General features: G+C 70.6%; 15 protein-coding genes and 2 pseudogenes. 13 read left to right on the forward strand and 4 right to left on the reverse strand.

Translation table 11 applies throughout. The features are described from left to right. Positions 1–31 precede the first annotated feature (31 nt). The 4 genes and pseudogenes from AB0I94_RS13660 (at position 32) to pulA (ending at position 7,388) form a co-directional block, all read left to right on the forward strand. Positions 32–1,681 (forward strand): glycoside hydrolase family 13 protein, encoded by a 1,650-nt coding sequence (locus AB0I94_RS13660; RefSeq protein ID WP_363309706.1) that lies wholly within the window; start codon positions 32–34, stop codon positions 1,679–1,681. A gap of 8 nt (positions 1,682–1,689) precedes the next feature. Further along, complete coding sequence (locus tag AB0I94_RS13665) at positions 1,690–2,754, forward strand: LacI family DNA-binding transcriptional regulator (RefSeq protein WP_363309889.1); 1,065 nt, start codon at positions 1,690–1,692, stop codon at positions 2,752–2,754. Between the two features lie 399 nt (positions 2,755–3,153). Next, positions 3,154–4,551: pseudogene (locus AB0I94_RS13670) on the forward strand (alpha-amylase family protein); the annotation flags it as partial. 131 nt (positions 4,552–4,682) lie between these two features. Next, the gene (gene pulA / locus AB0I94_RS13675) at positions 4,683–7,388 is read left to right on the forward strand and encodes a pullulanase-type alpha-1,6-glucosidase (protein WP_363309707.1); all 2,706 of its coding nucleotides are present in this window, start codon (positions 4,683–4,685) and stop codon (positions 7,386–7,388) included. Positions 7,389–7,414: 26 nt separating this feature from the next. Here pulA and AB0I94_RS13680 read toward each other — a convergent pair whose 3' ends face one another. After that, positions 7,415–8,320 carry an MBL fold metallo-hydrolase gene (locus tag AB0I94_RS13680; protein ID WP_363309708.1) on the reverse strand — a complete coding sequence of 302 codons (906 nt, stop codon included), beginning with the start codon at positions 8,318–8,320 and terminating at the stop codon, positions 7,415–7,417. Positions 8,321–8,457: 137 nt separating this feature from the next. Here AB0I94_RS13680 and AB0I94_RS13685 point away from each other — a divergent pair, with 137 nt between their 5' ends. The 6 genes and pseudogenes from AB0I94_RS13685 to AB0I94_RS13710 all read left to right on the forward strand — a co-directional run bounded on the left by AB0I94_RS13685 (position 8,458) and on the right by AB0I94_RS13710 (position 12,916). Further along, on the forward strand, positions 8,458–8,697 hold the full coding sequence (locus AB0I94_RS13685; RefSeq protein WP_363309709.1) for a hypothetical protein: 240 nt from the start codon (positions 8,458–8,460) through the stop codon (positions 8,695–8,697). After that, positions 8,684–10,051 (forward strand): amidase, encoded by a 1,368-nt coding sequence (locus AB0I94_RS13690; protein ID WP_363309710.1) that lies wholly within the window; start codon positions 8,684–8,686, stop codon positions 10,049–10,051. The genes AB0I94_RS13685 and AB0I94_RS13690 overlap by 14 nt, the downstream gene beginning before the upstream one ends. A 72-nt stretch (positions 10,052–10,123) precedes the next feature. After that, positions 10,124–10,684 (forward strand): TetR/AcrR family transcriptional regulator, encoded by a 561-nt coding sequence (locus tag AB0I94_RS13695; protein WP_363309711.1) that lies wholly within the window; start codon positions 10,124–10,126, stop codon positions 10,682–10,684. 215 nt (positions 10,685–10,899) lie between these two features. Beyond that, entirely contained in the window at positions 10,900–11,781 is an 882-nt protein-coding gene (locus tag AB0I94_RS13700) for an MEDS domain-containing protein (RefSeq protein WP_363309712.1), read from the forward strand. Further along, a complete protein-coding gene (locus tag AB0I94_RS13705; protein ID WP_363309713.1) occupies positions 11,781–12,209 on the forward strand; it encodes an ATP-binding protein in 429 nt (142 codons plus the stop codon). Before AB0I94_RS13700 ends, AB0I94_RS13705 begins: the two co-directional genes overlap by 1 nt. Before the next feature lie 274 nt (positions 12,210–12,483). Next, positions 12,484–12,916, forward strand: a pseudogene (locus AB0I94_RS13710) (GNAT family N-acetyltransferase). 60 nt (positions 12,917–12,976) lie between these two features. On the opposite strand, the gene AB0I94_RS13715 reads toward AB0I94_RS13710, so the two are convergent. Continuing rightward, the gene (locus AB0I94_RS13715) at positions 12,977–13,675 is read right to left on the reverse strand and encodes a class I SAM-dependent methyltransferase (protein ID WP_363309715.1); all 699 of its coding nucleotides are present in this window, start codon (positions 13,673–13,675) and stop codon (positions 12,977–12,979) included. Positions 13,676–13,758: 83 nt separating this feature from the next. On the opposite strand from AB0I94_RS13715, the gene AB0I94_RS13720 reads away from it, so the two are divergent. The 3 genes from AB0I94_RS13720 (at position 13,759) to AB0I94_RS13730 (ending at position 17,584) form a co-directional block, all read left to right on the forward strand. Next, on the forward strand, positions 13,759–14,379 hold the full coding sequence (locus AB0I94_RS13720) for a helix-turn-helix domain-containing protein (protein ID WP_363309716.1): 621 nt from the start codon (positions 13,759–13,761) through the stop codon (positions 14,377–14,379). Positions 14,380–14,434: 55 nt separating this feature from the next. After that, positions 14,435–15,610, forward strand: a complete 1,176-nt coding sequence (locus AB0I94_RS13725; RefSeq protein ID WP_363309717.1) for a damage-control phosphatase ARMT1 family protein — start codon at positions 14,435–14,437, stop codon at positions 15,608–15,610. Positions 15,611–15,907: 297 nt separating this feature from the next. Then, positions 15,908–17,584, forward strand: coding sequence for an ABC-F family ATP-binding cassette domain-containing protein (locus tag AB0I94_RS13730; protein ID WP_363309718.1), 1,677 nt, complete (start codon positions 15,908–15,910; stop codon positions 17,582–17,584). A gap of 101 nt (positions 17,585–17,685) precedes the next feature. On the opposite strand, the gene AB0I94_RS13735 is transcribed toward AB0I94_RS13730, so the two are convergent. Continuing rightward, positions 17,686–18,246, reverse strand: coding sequence for a DoxX family protein (locus AB0I94_RS13735; RefSeq protein ID WP_363309719.1), 561 nt, complete (start codon positions 18,244–18,246; stop codon positions 17,686–17,688). An 83-nt stretch (positions 18,247–18,329) separates the two neighbouring features. After that, on the reverse strand, positions 18,330–18,746 hold the full coding sequence (locus AB0I94_RS13740; protein ID WP_363309720.1) for a hypothetical protein: 417 nt from the start codon (positions 18,744–18,746) through the stop codon (positions 18,330–18,332). Between the last annotated feature and the right edge of the window lie 31 nt (positions 18,747–18,777).

Here is an 18,777-nt window from a genome sequence, read left to right on the forward strand (position 1 = left end):
TCGCACTCGACCTCTCGATCTCAGGGAAGACATGACCCAGCATCTCGCTGCCCCTGCAGCCCCCGCCTCCGGCACCCACACGGACTGGTGGCGCGGCGCGGTGATCTACCAGGTCTACCCGCGCAGCTTCGCCGACGGCAACGGTGACGGAATGGGTGACCTGAACGGCATCCGTGCCCGCCTTCCCTACCTCAGGGACCTCGGCGTCGACGCCGTCTGGCTCAGCCCCTTCTACTCCTCGCCGCAGGCCGACGCCGGTTACGACGTCGCCGACTACCGCGCGATCGACCCGATGTTCGGCAGCCTCCTCGACGCCGACGCCCTGCTGCGGGACGCCCACGACCTGGGCCTGCGCGTCATCGTCGACCTGGTGCCCAACCACTCGTCCGACCAGCACGACTGGTTCCAGCGCGCCCTGCGCGAGGGGCCGGGATCGCCCTTGCGCGAGCGCTACCACTTCAGGGCGGGCAAGGGCGAGAACGGTGAACTCCCGCCCAACGACTGGGAGTCCGTTTTCGGCGGCCCCGCCTGGACGCGGACACCGGACGGCGAGTGGTACCTCCACCTCTTCGCCCCCGAGCAGCCCGACTTCAACTGGGAACACCCCGCCGTCCACGACGAGTTCCGCTCGATCCTGCGGTTCTGGCTCGACATGGGTGTCGACGGCTTCCGCGTCGACGTCGCCCACGGCCTGGTCAAGGCGGAGGGGCTGCCCGACATCGGCCGCGCCGACCAGCTCAAGCTGCTCGGCAACGACGTCATGCCGTTCTTCGACCAGGACGGCGTGCACGAGATCTACCGCAGCTGGCGCAAGGTCCTGACCGAGTACGCGGGCGACAGGATCCTCGTCGCCGAGGCGTGGACCCCCACCGTCGAGCGCGCCGCGGCGTACGTGCGCCCGGACGAAATGCACCAGGCCTTCAACTTCCAGTACCTGGGCACCCATTGGGACGCCGCCGAGCTGCGCGAGGTCATCGACGTGTCGCTGGCCGCGATGCGGCCCGTCGGCGCCCCGGCCACCTGGGTCCTCTCCAACCACGACGTCACCCGCCACGCCACACGGTTCGCCAACCCGCCGGGGCTCGGCACACAGCTGAACACCGCGGGCGACCGCGAACTCGGCCTGCGGCGCGCCCGCGCCGCCTCGCTGCTGATGCTGGCGCTGCCCGGCTCCGCGTACGTGTACCAGGGCGAGGAACTGGGCCTGCCGGACGTCACCGAGCTGCCCGACGAGGTGCGCCAGGACCCCTCGTTCATCCGCGCGAGCGGGCAGGACGGGTTCCGTGACGGCTGCAGGGTGCCGATCCCGTGGACCGTCGACGGCTCCAGCCACGGGTTCGGAGCGGGCGGCAGCTGGCTGCCGCAGCCGGACTACTGGGGCGAGCTCAGCGTCGAGGCGCAGACCGGCGACCCCGCCTCCACCCTGGAGCTGTACCGCAGGGCCCTCGCCGTGCGCCGGGAGCAGCCGGGACTCGGCGCCGGCGATTCGCTGGAGTGGCTGGATGCCCCCGAGGGTGTCCTTGCCTTCCGCCGCGAGGGCTTCGTGTGCACGGCCAACACCACCGGCGACACGGTACGAATCCCGGCCCCGGGCCGATTCCTGCTGGCCAACGCCGAGGTGGAGACGGTGGACGGCAAGGTCGAGCTGCCCGCCGACACCACCGTCTGGTGGGCGGTGTGACCCTCTCCCTGCCGCGGTCCGCCGACCGGGGAGACGGAGGGGACCGGGGAGACCGGGGCGTCCCGCGGCTCGCGGACATCGCGGCCCAGTCCGGCGTCAGCGAGGCCACCGCGAGCCGGGTGCTCAACGGCAAGCCGGGGGTGGCCGCCGGCACCCGGCGCCGGGTGCTCGCCGCCCTGGACGTCCTCGGCTACGAGCGGCCGATGCGGCTCAAGCGGCACAGCGCGGGTCTGGTCGGTCTTGTCATCCCCGAGCTCAGCAACCCGATCTTCCCCGCCTTCGCGCAGGTCGTCGAGCAGGTCCTGTCCGGGCACGGCTACACGCCGATGCTGTGCACCCAGATGCCGGACGGGGCGAGCGAGGACGAGCTGGTCGAGCAGTTGGAGGAGCGCAGGGTCAGCGGCATCGTCTTCCTCTCCGGGCTGCACGCGGACACGACGGCGGACCCCGCCCGGTACCTCGAACTGCACGCCCGCGGTGTGCCGTTCGTTCTCATCAACGGCTACAACGAACACATCCCGGTGTCCTTCGTCTCGCCCGACGACCGCGCGGCCGTGCGGATGGCGGTGCGTCACCTCGTCGACCTGGGCCACCGGCGGATCGGTCTGGCCATCGGCCCGACCCGCTACGTCCCTTCGCTGCGCAAGGCCGAGGGGTTCGCCGCGGCGCTGCACGAGCTGCTCGGCCTGGCACAGGGGGAGGACGAACAGCTCGTGCAGCGCACCCTGTTCACGGTCGAGGGCGGGCACGCGGCGGCCAGCGTCCTGCTCGACCAAGGGTGTACGGCGGTCGTCTGCGGCAGCGACATGATGGCGCTCGGCGCCGTCCGGGCCGCGCGCGAGCGCGGCCTGTCGGTGCCCGGAGACGTCTCGGTGGTCGGCTTCGACGACTCGCCCCTGATCGCCTTCACGGACCCGCCGCTCACCACGGTGCGCCAGCCGGTGCAGGCGATGGCGAGCGCCGCGGTGGGCGCGCTGCTCGAGGAGCTGCACGGCAACCCCGTACAGCACACGGAGTTCGTCTTCCAGCCCGAGCTGGTGGTGCGCGGCTCGACGGCGCAGGCGCGGCGCTGAGCTGAGCGGGAGGTCCTCGGCGCCGGCCCCTGATGGGGCAGCGGGGTGATGACATGGCGCCGAGGCCTCCCCGTCTCGAGACCCGGTCCGAACGGCCGGGCGCGTGGGGCCCGTTGTCCGGGACCCCCGGCCGCCCGGACCGGAGTCGTGGTTGAACGTAGCACCGTCGCAATGTCTTGCGAAAGGTTTTGCGACGCGTGAACTCCCGGGGTCCCGCATCTGACGCGAGAGTGTGCGGGGAGGGTTGACCGAGGTTCTTGAGGGTCGTACGGTCTCGACCGAAAACGGCGTTGAAATGTTTCTGCAACATCCTTCAACGGCCTTTACGGGCACGGCGCGTTGCCGGACAAGGTCACACCTCACTCATGCAGTCACACCTCACTCATGCAGGAGGCCCTCATGGCCGGCCCAAAAACCAGAGTCCGCAGACCCCTCGCCGCCGCCCTCGCCCTGGTCGCGGGAGCCGCGGGCACCATCGTCGCCGGAGCCCCGCAGGCACAGGCCGCCCCACCCGGCGGCAAGGACGTCACCGCAGTGCTCTTCGAGTGGAAGTTCGACTCGGTGGCCAAGGCGTGCACGCAGCGGCTTGGCCCCGACGGCTACGGCTACGTACAGGTCTCCCCGCCTCAGGAGCGCATCCAGGGTGAGGCGTGGTGGGCCGCCTACCAGCCCGTCAGCTACAAGATCGGCACTCGGCTCGGCGACCGGGCCGCGTTCAAGAACATGGTCGACACCTGCCACGCAGCCGGGGTGAAGGTCGTCGCCGACGCGGTCATCAACCACATGACGAACGCCTCCGGCACCGGCTCGGCCGGGTCCGCCTTCACCAAGTACGACTACCCGGGCACGTACTCGGTCTTCGACATGGACAACTGCAAGGCGTCCATCAGCAATTACCAGGACCGCTGGAACGTCCAGAACTGCGAACTGGGCGGCCTCGCCGATCTCGACACCGGTGAGGAGTACGTCCGGGGGCGGGTCGCGGCCTACCTGAACGATCTGCTGTCCCTGGGCGTCGACGGCTTCCGGATCGACGCGGCCAAGCACATGCCGGTGGACGACCTGAAGAACATCAAGTCCCGGCTCAGCAACCCCGGTGCCTACTTCAAGCAGGAGACGATCTACGGCGCGGGGGAGGCGGTCTCTCCGAGCGATTACACCGCCACCGGCGACGCCCAGGAGTTCCGCTACGGCTGGGACCTGAAGCGGGTGTTCAACAACGAGAAGCTCGCCTATCTGAAGAACTTCGGCGAGGGCTGGGGTTACCTGCCCAGCGGTTCGGCCGCCGTCTTCGTCGCCAACCACGACACCGAGCGGCACGGCCAGACCCTCAACTACAAGGACGGTGCGAACTACACCCTCGCGCACGTCTTCATGCTGGCCCTGCCCTACGGCTCGCCGGACGTGCACTCCGGCTACGAGTTCAGCAGCACCGACGCCGGATCGCCGGGCGGTGGCCAGGTGAACGCCTGCTACAGCGACGGCTGGAAATGCCAGCACGCCTGGCCCGAGATCAAGAGCATGGTCAAGTTCCGCAACACCGCACGCGGAACAGGGATGACCAACTGGTGGGACAACGGCAACGACGCCATCGCGTTCGGCCGTGGCGACAAGGCGTACGTGGTCATCAACCACGAGGGCTCATCGGTTAAGCGGACGTTCCAGACGTCGCTCGCCGCAGGCAGCTACTGCGACGTCCAGAGCGGCAGGAGCGTCACCGTCAACGGCTCGGGCCAGTTCACGGCCTCCGTGGCGCCGAACACCGCGCTGGCCCTCCATGCCGGGGCCAAGAGCTGCTGACCGCCGTACGGCGCGGCTGACCGCCCCGCTTCACGGGCCGCCCGGCATTCGCTTCCCCGCTGCCGGGCGGCCCACCCCGACGCTCACTTTCCGCACCCTGTCCCGCAACGCACAAGGAGAAGCTCCCCTTGACCGGCTCCCCCCGCCGCACCCTCGTGACCACGGCCCTCGCCCTGCTCGCGGCCGTCGCGCCCCTGACGCCCTCGGCCGCCGCCGTGCCCCGCCCATCGGCCGCAGCCGACGCACCCGCCGCGCTCGACCTGTCCATGTCCCGGGCCCAGTGGATCGACAAGAACACCGTCGCCTGGGATGTCCGAGGCGCCGCCGCCTCCCAGGAGCTGGTGTACGCCCGCGACGGGCGGCTGGCCGTCAAGGACGGCGAACTCACCGGCAAGGGGCAGCGCATCCGCCTCACCCCGGCCGAAGGCGGCCTCACCGACGCCCAGCGCAAGAAATACCCCCACCTGAAGAGCTACGCCGCCTTCGCCGTCGACCCGCGCGACCGTGACCGCGTACGCCACGCGCTCACCGGCCAGCTCGTCGCCACCCGCAGCGGTGCCGACGGCTCCCTGCTGACCGCCACCGGCGTCCAGACCCAGGGCGTCCTCGACGACCTGTACAGCGCCACCGCCACCAAGGCCGCCCTCGGCCCGCGGTTCCGCGACGGCCGCCCCACGCCGGCCCTGTGGGCTCCCACCGCCCAGTCCGTCAGCCTCGAGATCGACGGCGAGCGCGTGGCGATGCGGCGCGACGACGCCAGTGGGGTGTGGTCCGTCGCCGGTGCCAGGAGCTGGACGGGCAAGCAGTACCGGTACGTCGTGAAGGTGTGGGCGCCCAGTGTGCAGAAGGTCGTCACCAACAAGGTCACCGACCCCTACTCCACGGCGCTCACGGCCGACTCGCGGCGCAGCATCGCCGTCGACCTCGACGACCCGAAGCTGGCCCCCGAGGGCTGGGAGCAGCTGAAGAAGCCGAAGGCCGAGCCGCTGCGCGACGCGCAGATCCAGGAGCTGCACGTCCGTGACTTCTCCGTCGAGGACCGCACGGCGCGCCACCCCGGCAAGTACCTCGCCTTCACCGACACGGCGTCCGACGGCATGAAGCACCTGCGCGAGCTGGCCAAGGCGGGGACTTCCTACGTCCATCTGCTGCCCGCCTTCGACATCGGCACCATCCCCGAGCGCGCCGCCGACCAGGCCGAGCCCGACTGTGACCTGACGGCCCCCGCCCCGGACTCCGACGAGCAGCAGGCCTGCGTCGCCAAGTCCGCCGCCAAGGACGCCTACAACTGGGGTTATGACCCCCTGCACTACACCGTGCCCGAGGGCAGCTACGCGAGCGACCCCGAGGGAACCCGCCGCACGGTCGAGTTCCGTCGGATGGTCCAGGGCCTCAACGGCTCCGGTCTGCGGACGGTGATGGACGTCGTCTACAACCACACCGTCGCGAGCGGCCAGGCCGACAAGTCCGTCCTCGACAAGATCGTGCCCGGCTACTACCAGCGGCTGATGGCCGACGGCTCGGTGGCCACCTCCACCTGCTGCGCCAACACCGCGCCCGAGAACGCCATGATGGGCAAACTCGTGGTCGACTCGCTGGTCACCTGGGCCAAGGAGTACAAGGTCGACGGCTTCCGCTTCGACCTGATGGGCCACCACCCCAAGGCGAACATCCTGGCCGTCCGCAAGGCCCTGGACGCCCTGACCCTCAAGAAGGACGGCGTCGACGGCAAGAAGATCGTCCTCTACGGCGAGGGCTGGAACTTCGGCGAGATCGCCGACGACGCCCGCTTCGTCCAGGCCACCCAGAAGAACATGGCGGGTACGGGCATCGCCACCTTCTCCGACCGCGGCCGCGACGCGGTGCGCGGCGGCGGCCCCTTCGACGAGGACCCCGGTGTCCAGGGCTTCGCCAGCGGCCTGTTCACCGACCCCAACGCGTCGAAGGCGAACGGCACCCCGGCCGAGCAGAAGGCCCGGCTCCTGCACTACCAGGACCTGCTCAAGGTGGCCCTCACCGGTAACCTCGCCGACTACACGTTCACCGACTCCGCAGGCAAGCGCGTCAAGGGCTCCGAGGTCGACTACAACGGCGCACCGGCCGGCTACGCGGCGGCCCCCGGCGACGCCCTCTCCTACTCCGACGCCCACGACAACGAATCCCTCTACGACGCGCTCGCCTTCAAGCTGCCCGCGGACACCACGCCGGCCGAGCGCTCCCGTATGCAGGTCCTCGCGATGGCGACCGCGACCCTGGCGCAGGGCCCGTCCCTCTCCCAGGCCGGCAGCGACCTGCTGCGCTCCAAGTCCCTGGACCGCAACTCCTACGACAGCGGCGACTGGTTCAACGCCCTGCACTGGGACTGCCGGGACGGCAACGGCTTCGGACGAGGCCTGCCCCCGGCCGCCGACAACAAGGACAAGTGGCCGTACGGAAAGCCCCTGTTGACGTCCGGGTCCCTGATCCCGGGCTGCGCGGAGATCAACGGAACGTCGGCCGCTTACCAGGACCTGGTGAAGCTGCGCGCGACCGAGCCCGCGTTCTCCCTGGCCACGGCCGGTCAGGTCCAGTCCCGGCTCTCCTTCCCCCTCTCGGGCACCGCCGCAGAGACCCCCGGCGTCATCACCATGGAGCTCGGGGATCTCGTGGTCGTCTTCAACGCGACCCCGGACGCACAGAAGCAGCGCATCGCGGCTCTCGAGGACACCACGTACAGGCTCCACCCACTCCAGGAGAAGGGCGCCGACTCCGTCGTCAAGTCCGCCTCGTACGAGAGGAGTTCAGGCACCTTCGACGTCCCCGCACGCAGCGTCGCCGTCTTCGAGCGGGGCTGAACGACGGGCATGGGTGGACCCTGCCTTCACGCGGGGACGAGCCGGTAAGAATCGCCCTCGGGAATCACGTGGCCCGCGGTGGGTGGCGGGAAGTGGCTGCCAAGCAGCAGAGTCCGGGTGCCGGAGAGTGAGTTGAGGAGCTCCCGGCGGGTCCTGGCCGCCGCCGCGGGCTCGATGTCCACGCAGCTGCCCAGCTCGGGGTGGACCAGCTGGACGGGGTGATGGATGCAGTCACCGGTGATGAGCGCGCTCTCACCGTGACTGCTCAGCTCCACCGCCACCTGGCCTGGTGTGTGGCCCGGAGTGGGGAGCAGGCGGACGCCCGGCGCGATGTCGGTGCCGCCGTGAGGGACGTCGACCAGGTCGAGCAGGCCGGCGTCCCTGATGGGGTGCACGGAGTCCCGGAACATCTGGCGCCTGGGCTCGTCCATGTCGACGCCGGCCCAGTAGTCCCATTCGGTGCGGGCCGTGAGGTAGCGGGCGTTGGGGAAGGTGGGCACCCACCTGTCCCCGTCCCGCCGGGTGTTCCATCCCACGTGGTCGGTGTGCAGGTGGGTGAGGACGACAAGGTCCACCGTCTCGGGTGCGAAGCCCGCCTCCGTCAGCCGCGCCACGTAGTCGGTGTTCAGGTTGTCCCACGCGGGGTTGGCCCGCTGCTTGCCATTGCCGATACCGGTGTCGACGAGCACGCGAAGCCCGTTCACCTGGACCGCGAAGCTGTGGCTGGCCAGCCGCAGGACGCGCTGTTCGTCCGCGAAGTCCGGCTGCAGCCAAGGGGTTCGGGCCACGAGCTCCGGGGTTGCTCCGGGCAGCAGCCAGGGACCTGTCTGCGGGGGCAGGTGCACCTCGTCGACACGGTGGACGGTCAGCTCTCCCACCGTCCAGGCAGGTGCGCCGGTGGGAGAGCTGGCGTGGTGCTGGGATGTGGACATGTGGCGTTCCTCAAGTCGGCAGGGCGGTGGGTCTTGAAGCTAAAAGCAATGCGTTTGCGTTAAAGCAGCGTAGGCCCTACAGTCTCGCTAAAGCAAACGGTTAGCTTTTGATTGTCGAGCCCGCCGAGAGGACGCACATGAACGCCGCCGAACTCACCCCGCAGGAGGCCGCCCGAGGGGCGCTCCGGGCGGGCCTGCCGCTGGAGAGCGACCGTCACGAGGCGGTGGCGTCGACGGCCACCTACATCCAGTCCGTCATCGCCACACTGCGCGAACTGGACTTCGGGGACACGCCGCCCGCGATGTCCTATGCGGCCGGCCGGCCGAGCGCCCCGTCCTCCGCGGCCGGACAGGAGCACGTCGATGCAGCCCTTTGAGCTGACGCTCGCCGACGCCGCCCGCGCCATCGCCGCGGGAGAGCTCTCCCCGGTCGAGCTGACCGATTCGGTGCTGGACCGCGTCGCAGCGGTGGAACCACGACTCCAGGCCTACGTCACCGTCGCCGCGGACTCCGCCCGGAACGCGGCGGCGCGAGCCGAACGTGAGATCGCCCAGGGGCGGTCGCGCGGTCCGCTGCACGGGATACCCATGGGCCTGAAGGATCTGATCGACGCCGAGGGCATGCCCACCACGGCGAGCTCGCGCGTCAGGACGGACCACGTCGCCGAACGCGACAGCGCCGTCGCCGCGCGCCTGTCCGAGGCCGGTGCGGTGCTGCTGGGAAAGACCCACACCCACGAGTTCGCCTACGGGCTGACCACCCCCCAGACACGCAACGCCTGGGACCACAGCCGCGTCGCCGGCGGTTCGAGCGGAGGCTCGGCCGTCGCCGTCGCGGCGGGAGAGGCGACCTTCGCGCTGGGGACCGACACCGGCGGCTCGATCCGCGTGCCCGCGGCCCTGAACGGCGTGGTCGGGCTCAAGCCCACGTACGACCTGATCTCCCGCCGAGGAGTGACCTCGCTCTCCTGGTCCCTGGACCATGTCGGCCCTCTCACCCGCACGGTGCGGGACGCCGAGCTGGTCCTCGCCGCGTTGGTGGGACAAGACCGGCGCGACCCCGCCGACCACCTCTCGGGGCTGCGGGTCGGCGTACCGCGTAATTACTACTTCGAGCGGATCAGCCCGGAGGTCGAAGAGAACGTGCGGCGCGCCATCGGGCAGCTCCAAGAGCTCGGGGCCGAACTCGTCGAGGTGGAGATCCCGCTGGCGCGCTACATCCAGGCCGCCCAGTGGGGGCTCATGGTCCCCGAGGCGACTTCGTACCACGAGCGGACTCTCCGCTCGGTGCCTGACCTCTACTCGGCGGATGTCCGCGTCCTGCTGGAGGCGGGCGAGTTCGTGTCCGCCGGTGACTACCTCCGGGCCCAGCGGGCGAGGGCGCTGATGCGCGAGGCCTGGGCGCAGATGCTCGGGCAGGTCGATGTGGTCGCAGCCCCCGCGGTGCCGATGACGGCTGCCAAGTCCGGTCAGGACAGCGTGGAGTGGGCGGACGGCACGGTGGAGGCCGTCTCCGACAGTTACGTCCGTCTCTCCGCGCCCGCCAATATCACCGGAGTGCCTGCGCTGACCCTGCCCGTGGGCCAGGACCGCGCGGGCCTGCCGATCGGCATGCAGCTGATGGGGCGCCCCCACGACGAAGCGACCGTCCTGCGGGTCGGGCGCGCCTACGAGATGGCCGGTGCTGGTACCGGCACCGCAGCGGGGCGGCTGGCTCCCGTCGGGGCCTGAGTGGTGACACTGGCCTGGGTGGTGACACCAGCTAGAAGCAACGAAATTGCCTTAAGGAGATAGAGTGGAGTCATGAGTCCCAAGCCCATGGTCCGGCCCGGAGGGCGCAGCGCGCGTGTTCAGGAGTCGGTCCACGCGGCGGTCCGCGAACTGCAGAGCGAGCTGGGGCGCGACGCGCTGACGGTTCCTCTCGTCGCGGCCCGCGCGGGAGTGACGCCGTCGACCGTCTACCGCCGGTGGGGAGACCTGCAGGAACTCCTGTCCGACGTCGCGGTCGAGCACCTGCGCCCCGAGGCGCCGCCGGCCGACCTCGGCACCCTGCGCGCGGACCTCGGCGCGTGGGCCGAGCAGTTCCTCGACGAGATGGCCTCCCCGCCGGGGCGCGCGTACATCAGGGACGCCCTCCTCGGAGACCCGGACGGGAGCAACGCCGGCCAGTGCTCCGCCTACGCCGCCGAACAGATCGACGTGGTCCTGGCCCGTGCGTCGCAGCGGGGCGAGGCCGTCCCGGACACGGAGCGGGTCATCGACCGGGTCGTCGCGCCGATGATGTACCGCATCCTCTTCCGGCCCAGCCAACTGGACGCCGCCTACGCGCGCGCACTCGTCGATGGGGCCCTCTCGGCATCCTGAGTTCGCACCCGTCGGCGGCCGACAGAAGCATGACGGCATCCAACGATCAAAACCCGCACGCAACAGAACATCTGGATGCACTCTCGGTCAACAAGACGGCTCGCGTAGTCAGCCAATTGTCTCTGTCCTTGGGGATATGCCGCCGTGAGGTACGGACCGCTAACGTGTGACCCCCAGTTGTCCCCGTCGGGCCGCCTCGGCCCCGGAGGTGAGAGATGGCGGATGCCGGCTCGGCGTCGGTCGGTACGATCCCAGTCCAGCACCTACGGGCGGGCGACCACGCTTTCGTCAGTTATGCCGACGACGATGCGGGCCGCGACGTGGCGTCTGCTTTCGCGTGGGCGGGGCTGGTCAAGCGCGAGAAGGTGATGATCTTCGCCGCTCCGCACATGGACGAGGAGGAGGTCTGGGGCCGCCTCGACGCGCCGGGAGCCCTGCTGGGGTCGGCCCGGAACCAGGGGCAGTTGGTGCTCAGCAGCATGCGCGCCCTCATCCACCCCCAGGAAGCGTTCACTCCCGTACGGCAGTGGGAGCGCATCACGCAGGAGACCGACCGGGCCCTGGCCGAGGGCTACAGCGGGCTGCGCACCTATATCGACATGCACTGGGTGGGGCACCTGGGCGCCGATGTCGAGGTGATGATGCACCGCGAATCCCATGCCCAGCATCTGTTCACCGACCGCCCCTACACCGAGATCTGTGCCTACGACAGTCGATGGTTCCATCCAGGTGTCCTGGCGGCCATGCACGAGGCGCACCCCTGTCGGCTGCTGCCCGGCCTCGGGGCTCTGCACACGGAACAAGCGGAAGGACAGGTGCAGTTGGCCGGCGAGGCGGATCTCGCCACCCGGGAGCAATTCATCGCCGCCGTACGCGAGGGGCTCAGGCGCGGCGAGGATGCCGGACAGCCGCTGATCGTGGACCTGACCGGCCTCGTCTTCCTCGGCGTCGCCTGTGCCGTGGACCTGCTGCGGCTGGTCCTGGAACATCCGCACGGCCCGGTCCAGGTCAACTGCCCACCGACATCGGCTCGCATACTGCGCCGAGCAGGCGCCGACCAGGTGCCCCACATGGTGATCAGCGAGGTGGACCGCTGATGACGAGCACGTCAGACCCGCGCGAGGTCCCTCCCGTCACCCTCCTGGAGTCGCGATTCACCCAGGACGATCTGCCCCGGCTGCGGATGCTCGTCGAGCAGCACGCCGACCACCACGGACTGACCGAACCACGGCGCAGCGATTTCATCGTGGCTCTGGACGCGGTGGCGGTCAACGCGGTCGAGCACGCGGGCGGCGGCGGCACGCTGATCCTGCAGCGCAGCAACGGCCATCTGGCCTGCCACATTCACGACGTGGGTCCCGGCTTCAGTGCCGACGTCATCCCTGAACTGGCTCCGGGCCTCGACGGCCACCCGGGCGGCCGGGGACTGTGGCTCGCCGGACTCCTCACCGACGAACTCACCATTTCAGCGGGACCCAGCGGGAGCAAGGTGACTCTGACCGTGCGACTGCCCGGACAGGCATAGGCCCGGCGCGACCGGGTGCTGCTCCCGCTCCACCGCGTACGCCGCTGAAGACCGTTCCCCGTTCGCATCGTTGGGGCAGGACCGCACCCTCCTGCCCTACACTCGACGGACGCGCGAACGACGCGATCATCTGCGGCAGATCACCTGCGGCAGATCACCTGCGACAAGGGAGGTTGATGAATATGGCCCGCCAGACGCTTCATCAGCCTGCCCTTGTCCGGGTCGCACGAAGCTGTTGAGCGGCCCGGTCGTCTGAAACGACCAGGAGTATCGCGTGTCTTCTTCTCTCTCAACGTCCGGTACGGATCTGACCACTGACCGCCTCGTGCTGCGGCCCTGGCCCGCCGACGAGATCACCGCCGTACTCGGTGACCGCCGCCTGGCGCACTGGGCGGCAGATCATCGGGCGGGCGAGTGGCCTGGTGATCGGAGCGATCGGCCTGTTCTGGCCGCCGAGCGACGGCGCTCTCGAGATCGGGTACGGCATTGTGGCCTCGCGTCGCGGCCGGGGCTATGCCTCCGAGGCCGCCCGGGCCCTCACGGCGTACGCCCTGACCTCGCCGGACGTCCACGCCGTGTACGCCGACGTGGAACTGTCCAACCCGGCCTCGGTCCGCGTCCTGGAGAAGGCCGGACTCCAGCGCTGGAGCGAGGACGCGACCACGGCCCGCTTCCGCACCCCGGCACCGGACACGGCGCAGCGGTAGCGACCGCCCCGGCGGGCCGGCCGCGGCGAGAGCGCCACGGCCGGCCCGGCCTGGGCAAGGTCACCCGTCGGACCGGCGGCGCCTCAGTTTGACGGTGTAGTTGGTCCGGGTGGAGGGCTCCCCGTCGGGGGCCGTCAGGGAGTGTTCATGGGTGTCGCAGACGAGTACGTCCCACTGCCCGGCCGGCAGGTCGAGTGAGGCCAGGACCTTCTGGGGGCTGGGGAAGTCCACACCCGGGTGCGGTTCGGTCTCCCAGGCGGGAAAGCCCATGTGTCCGACGATCAGGAGCGTGCCGCCCTCGGTGACGGCCGCGGCGGCGTCGCGCAGGATCCGCTCGCGCGGCATCTCGTGGAGTGAGTGCAGGAACTGGGCGGAGACCAGGTCGTAGCTTCCGGTCGGGAAGGAGGCGCCCAGGTCGTGGTGTTGCCAGTCGACGCGATCGGCGACCTGCGCCTGGGCCGCGTGCTCGGCGGCACGGCCGAGGGCGACGCGGGAGATGTCGGTGGCGGTGACGCGCCAGCCCTGCCGCGCGAGCCAGATCGCGTCGCCCCCCTCTCCGCAGCCCAGGTCCAGGGCGCTGCCCGGGACGAGCCCCTCGGTCTCGCGGACGAGAGCGGCATTGGGCTCGCCGCTCCACAGTCGGTCGCTCTGGTTGTAGCGCTCGTCCCAGAACGCTGCGGCCGAATCCGCGGTGGAAGCGGCGTGGGTGCCGTCGGTGTGGGCGCGGTCGGCCTGGTGGTCGGTGGTGTGGTCGCTCATGTGGGCTCCTTCTGCTCTGCGGCAACCGTGCGCGCGGCCATGGCGGCTTGACAAAGTTATTTGCCGCCCCGGCAAATAGAGGGATGGGCGACGACGTCGAACTCACGGATGTACTGACCGCCGTCGGTCCGCGGCTGCGGGCGCTGCGGAAGGCGCGGGGCGCCACCCTGGCCCGGCTGAGCGAGGAGACGGGGATCTCCCTGAGTACGCTCTCGCGGCTTGAGGCCGGACAGCGCGAGCCGACCCTGAAGCTCTTGCTGCCGCTGGCCAAGGCCTACGGCGTCCCGCTCGACGAGCTGGTCGGCGCGCCCCAGACGGGCGACCCGCGCATCCACCCCCGGCCGTTCACGCGCCACGGCAACACCTGGGTCCCGTTGACCCGCTACCTCGGCGGGATGCACGCCTACAAGCAGGTCATGCCGGTCCCCAGAAACAGCACCCCACGGACCACACGCCCCGAGCAGGGAACACACGAGGGCTACGAATGGCTCTACGTCCTCTCCGGCCGACTGCTGCTCGCCCTCGGTGAGCACGACCTGGTGCTCACCGCGGGCGAAGCCGCCGAGTTCGACACCCGCACCCCGCACGGCTTCGCCAACGGCGGTGACATCCCCGTCGAGTTCCTCGCCCTGTACGGGGCCCAGGGCGAGCGCATGCACGTACGCGTCAGGCCGGGCGGCGACGAGGAAGCGGGCGGGGTCTAGGGCCCCTCGTACCGCGCCACAGGGAACCGAATGCGAACCGGAGGACCATAGAGACATGCCAGACGCAGTCGAAGTCGAAGCCCCCGTCATCCTGAGCGACGTACCCGGCTCCTTCCCCAGGAGCGTGCTCGCCGAGCGGCACCCCGCGCTCATCAAGAAGGTGCGCGACGCCTTCCCCTACGGGCCGCGGCAGCATCGCGCCCTGGACGCACTCCTCGCGCAGGCCACGAAGGGTGTGGTCGAGCCGCCGGAACCCGAGGCGCACGACCGTGACCTGTGGGAGGAGTGGGGGCGTGAGTACGTCGGTCTGTCCTGGTTCGACGTGCCCTTCCTGTGGGCCGAGAGCTACTTCTACCGACGGCTCCTCACGGCTGTCGGGTACTTCGGGACCGGTCCCTGGCAGGGGATCGACCCGTTCCGTCCGTTCAAGCAGGCGGAACTGCACACCGCTGAGGCCGACGAGGAACTGGCGGCGCTCGACCGGCTGGCCCCGCGGCCCCTCGGTGAGCAGCGTCAGGCCCTGCTCCTGGGCTCGCTGTGGGGCAACCGCGCCGACCTGGGCTTCGCCGTGGGCGGCGGCGCTGCCGGGGCCGCCGACTCACGCCTCGTCGCCGACGACTCCGAGCTGCTGTGGTCCCTGCTGCCCGAGGGCGGCGCGGCCACGCTGTGCCTGGTCGCGGACAACGCGGGGCGCGAGCTGCTGCCCGACCTCATCCTCATCGACCACCTCCTGCGCCATCGGCGTGCCGAGCGGGTCCTGCTGCACGTCAAGCCGTACCCGTACTACGTCTCGGACGCCATGACCGCCGACGTGATCGACTGCCTGCGCCGTCTGCGCGGCGCGCGGGGCGTCGCGGCCGAGGTGGGCGAGCGCCTCTGGGCGGCCATGGGCAGCGGCCGGCTCACCGTCCGCGGCCACGCCTTCTCCTGCGCCCCGCTGCCGTATGCGCAGATGCCCGACGACCTGCGCCAGGAGTTCGCCGATGCCGACGTGACCGTCATGAAGGGCGACCTGAACTACCGGCGACTGGTCGGCGACCGGCTCTGGCCCGCCACCACACCGTTCGAGGAGCGCACCGCGTACTTCCCCGGAGCGGTGGCCGCCCTGCGGACGCTGAAGTCCGACGTGATCGTCGGACTCGACGAGCGCACCGAGGCGGACCTCGACGCCGCACACGGCCAGCGGTGGCGCACCAGCGGAACCCACGCCCTCATCCAGGCACGGCGGTGATCTCAAAGCTTTGCCATTCGCTCTGGACGCCGTTATCGTTTCTGACGTCCTGTTGTCTCCGATAGAGGTGGACGTTGCGCATCTGAGGTTCGCGATCATCGCGCCGTACGGCCTTCGCCGTACGCCCGTCACGCCCCAGCCGGCCTTGCCGCGCTGCCCGTGACCCCGCGTGGATGCGACCTCGGTGCCTGAGCCGTCCCTCTGTCTTCCGGACCGCCGCACCCCTCTTTCGGTCGGTCGCCGCGTGGTGCTCGCATACGACGCCCCCCGCCCGCGCCTGCGACTGCGAGATTCCTCATGTCCGTACCCACCACACCCAGCGCCTCCCTGACCTGCTCCGCCCTGTCGTTCCAGTGGCCGGACGGCACGAACGTCTTCGACGGCCTCTCCGTCAGCATCGGCCGGGGCCGCACCGGGCTCGTCGGCGCCAACGGCACCGGCAAATCAACCCTGTTGCGCCTGCTGGCCGGCCAACTGCGCCCGTCCCAGGGGTCGGTGACCGTCAGCGGCAGCCTCGCCTACCTGCCGCAGAACATCACCCTCGACACGACCCTGCGCGTCGACCAGGCCCTGGGCATCGCCGAGCGGCGTGCCGCCCTGCGTGCCATCGAATCCGGAGACGTACGCGAGGAGCACTTCGAGACGGTCGGCGACGACTGGGACGTCGAGGAGCGGGCCCTTGCCCAGCTGGGGTCGCTCGGCCTCGGTGACGTCGGACTCGACCGGACCGTAGGGGAGATGTCGGGTGGCGAGACCGTGCTGCTGCGCCTGGCCGCGCTGCTCCTGGAGCGCCCGGACGTCCTTCTCCTTGACGAACCGACCAACAACCTCGACCTGTTCGCACGCCGCAGACTCTACGAAGCGGTCGAATCCTGGCGCTCCGGCGTCCTGGTCGTGGTCAGCCACGACCTCGACCTGCTGGAACGCGTGGACCGCATCGCCGAACTGCGCGCCGGATCGGTGAGCTGGTACGGCGGCGGCTGGTCCGCCTACGAGGAGGCGCTGGCCACCGAGCAGGAAGCGGCGGGGCGGATGCTGCGGGCCGCCGAGGCCGACGTACGCCGCCAGAAGCGCGAACTGGAGGAGACCCAGGTCAAGGTGGCCCGCCGCCAGCGGCACAGCAAGAAGATGGACGCCCAGCGGCGCGCCCCGCGCATCGTGGCGGGGGAGAAGAAGCGCTCCGCGCAGGAGTCGGGGGACAAGCTCCGGGGCCTGCACGAGGAGCGGCTCAACGAGGCGCGCGAGCGGCGCGAGGAGGCCGCGGACGCGATCCGCAACGACGCCGAGATCCGCGTCAACCTCCCGCACACCGCTGTGCCGGCGGGCCGCACGGTCCTGAGCGTGCGTGAACTGCGCCCCCGCTTCGGCAAGTTGAAGGAGGGCAGCCTGCATGTGCAAGGGCCGGAACGCATCGCGCTCGTGGGGCGCAACGGCGCCGGTAAGACGACGCTCCTTCGCACCCTCACCGGGGAGTTGGCTCCCTTGTCCGGCGAGGTCAGGACGTCGGTGCCGCTGCGGTTCCTGCCGCAGCGCCTGGACGTCCTTGACGACTCTCTGAGCGTCGCGGCGAACGTCGCCCGCCTGGCTCCCGGGCTCACCGACAACCACATCCGTTCCCAGCTGGCGCGCTTCCTCTTCAAGGGGGCACGCGCCGAACAACAGGCGGGCACCCTCTCGGGCGGCGAGCGCTTCCGCGCCGCACTCGCGGCGATGATGCTCGCCGCACCTGCCCCTCAACTGCTCATGCTGGACGAGCCGACCAACAATCTGGACCTGGCCAGCGTGCGCCAACTGACCGGCGCTCTGGAGTCGTACGAGGGCGCGCTACTGATCGCCAGCCACGACCTGACGTTCCTGGAGTCGGTCGGCGTCACGCGCTGGGTGCTGGTGGCGGAGGAACTCCTGGAGACCACCGCGGAGGAGGTCCGCGGCCTTCTGGCGGCGCCGGACCGGGGTGATGCCGCAGAAGCCTAGGCCGGGGGCACCCCCGTCGGTCCGGCCCGAGGCCGATCGCCTTTCGGTGAGCGTTCGTCGACAGGACCGTCCCGGCGGGGGTGGAGCGAGGCTGAGCGCGGTCAGTCGTGCAAGGCCACCAGGACCACCGCGGCCGCGACGGCGCCGAGTGTCACCGCGGTGATGCCGTGGGAGAGGCGGTGGGTGCGCGGGACCGGCAGGACGTGGTCGACGGCGAACCTGCCTGGGCCGGCGAGGGCCAGGCTTACGGCAGCCGTGAGCAGGACCAGGTCGTACTCGATTCCGGCCGGGTTGAAGAAGCCGTTGCCCCACTTCATGGCGATGGCATTGAGCATGATGCCGACGATGCCCGCCCCGGCGAGCGGGGTCAGCAGGCCGATGGCCAGACCGAGGCCGCAGAGCGTCTCCGTCAGACCGGCGACCGTGGCCATGACCTTCGGGGCGGAGTAGCCGTCGCTCGCGAAGAAGCCCGCGGTGCTGTCGAGGCCCGCGCCGTTGAACCAGCCGAAGAGCTTCTGGCTGCCGTGCACGGCCATGGTCAGACCGACCGCGCAGCGCAGCAGGAGGAGGCCGATGTCACCGCCGTACTGCGCGGACACGAGCGGGGAGCCGGGGCCGCCCGCAGCGGCGTCGTGGGTGCTGGTGGAAGTGGAAAGGGGCATGCGGATCTCTCCTGTTGGTCGATGAAGGTGACGCGGTGACGCCGACCGGTCCTGTCGGCGGGGTGCGGGTGGAGAGATCCCGTCTACGTTCTGATGACCTGGGTTCTGTAGAGGTCGACGGACGTCGCGTCCGGGGGAGCCGCGCCGAGCGGTGCGACCGCCTCGTCCCGCGGCTCGCACGGCGCGGGTGCCGCCTCGAACGCGGGCGAACCGGTCCGCTCGGGAGCGGGCAACGCCCCGCGCGGCGCCCTGTTCTCGCCCTCGTGACAGCCACGGCCACTGTCGCGGGACCCGTCACGGCCGCTGTCACGCCTGTCGGCCGCGCGCTCGGCGTACGGACCGAAGGCGACGGCGGTCGCGCCGCGGTCCTCGGTGACCGCCGCGACAGCGGTGCCCGACGGCCCGTCGATCCCGAGCAAGGGGACGAGGAAGAGGAAGACCATGACGAACAGGGCCGTGCGCACCGCACCGCCCTGGGGTCGCGTCTCCCGTGTGGCCATGTCCGACTGATGGTAGGCCAGAGCCGACGGC

This window comes from Streptomyces sp. NPDC050147, assembly GCF_040660195.1.
GTDB lineage: Bacteria > Actinomycetota > Actinomycetes > Streptomycetales > Streptomycetaceae > Streptomyces.

Coding starts and splice junctions, on each gene's coding strand:
- AB0I94_RS13660 (WP_363309706.1), top strand. CDS start 32: ATGACCCAGCATCTCGCTGCCCCTGCAGCCCCCGCCTCCGGCACCCAC.
- AB0I94_RS13680 (WP_363309708.1), bottom strand. CDS start 8,320: ATGTCCACATCCCAGCACCACGCCAGCTCTCCCACCGGCGCACCTGCC.
- AB0I94_RS13685 (WP_363309709.1), top strand. CDS start 8,458: ATGAACGCCGCCGAACTCACCCCGCAGGAGGCCGCCCGAGGGGCGCTC.
- AB0I94_RS13690 (WP_363309710.1), top strand. CDS start 8,684: ATGCAGCCCTTTGAGCTGACGCTCGCCGACGCCGCCCGCGCCATCGCC.
- AB0I94_RS13695 (WP_363309711.1), top strand. CDS start 10,124: ATGAGTCCCAAGCCCATGGTCCGGCCCGGAGGGCGCAGCGCGCGTGTT.
- AB0I94_RS13700 (WP_363309712.1), top strand. CDS start 10,900: ATGGCGGATGCCGGCTCGGCGTCGGTCGGTACGATCCCAGTCCAGCAC.
- AB0I94_RS13705 (WP_363309713.1), top strand. CDS start 11,781: ATGACGAGCACGTCAGACCCGCGCGAGGTCCCTCCCGTCACCCTCCTG.
- AB0I94_RS13715 (WP_363309715.1), bottom strand. CDS start 13,675: ATGAGCGACCACACCACCGACCACCAGGCCGACCGCGCCCACACCGAC.
- AB0I94_RS13720 (WP_363309716.1), top strand. CDS start 13,759: ATGGGCGACGACGTCGAACTCACGGATGTACTGACCGCCGTCGGTCCG.
- AB0I94_RS13725 (WP_363309717.1), top strand. CDS start 14,435: ATGCCAGACGCAGTCGAAGTCGAAGCCCCCGTCATCCTGAGCGACGTA.
- AB0I94_RS13730 (WP_363309718.1), top strand. CDS start 15,908: ATGTCCGTACCCACCACACCCAGCGCCTCCCTGACCTGCTCCGCCCTG.
- AB0I94_RS13735 (WP_363309719.1), bottom strand. CDS start 18,246: ATGCCCCTTTCCACTTCCACCAGCACCCACGACGCCGCTGCGGGCGGC.
- AB0I94_RS13740 (WP_363309720.1), bottom strand. CDS start 18,746: ATGGCCACACGGGAGACGCGACCCCAGGGCGGTGCGGTGCGCACGGCC.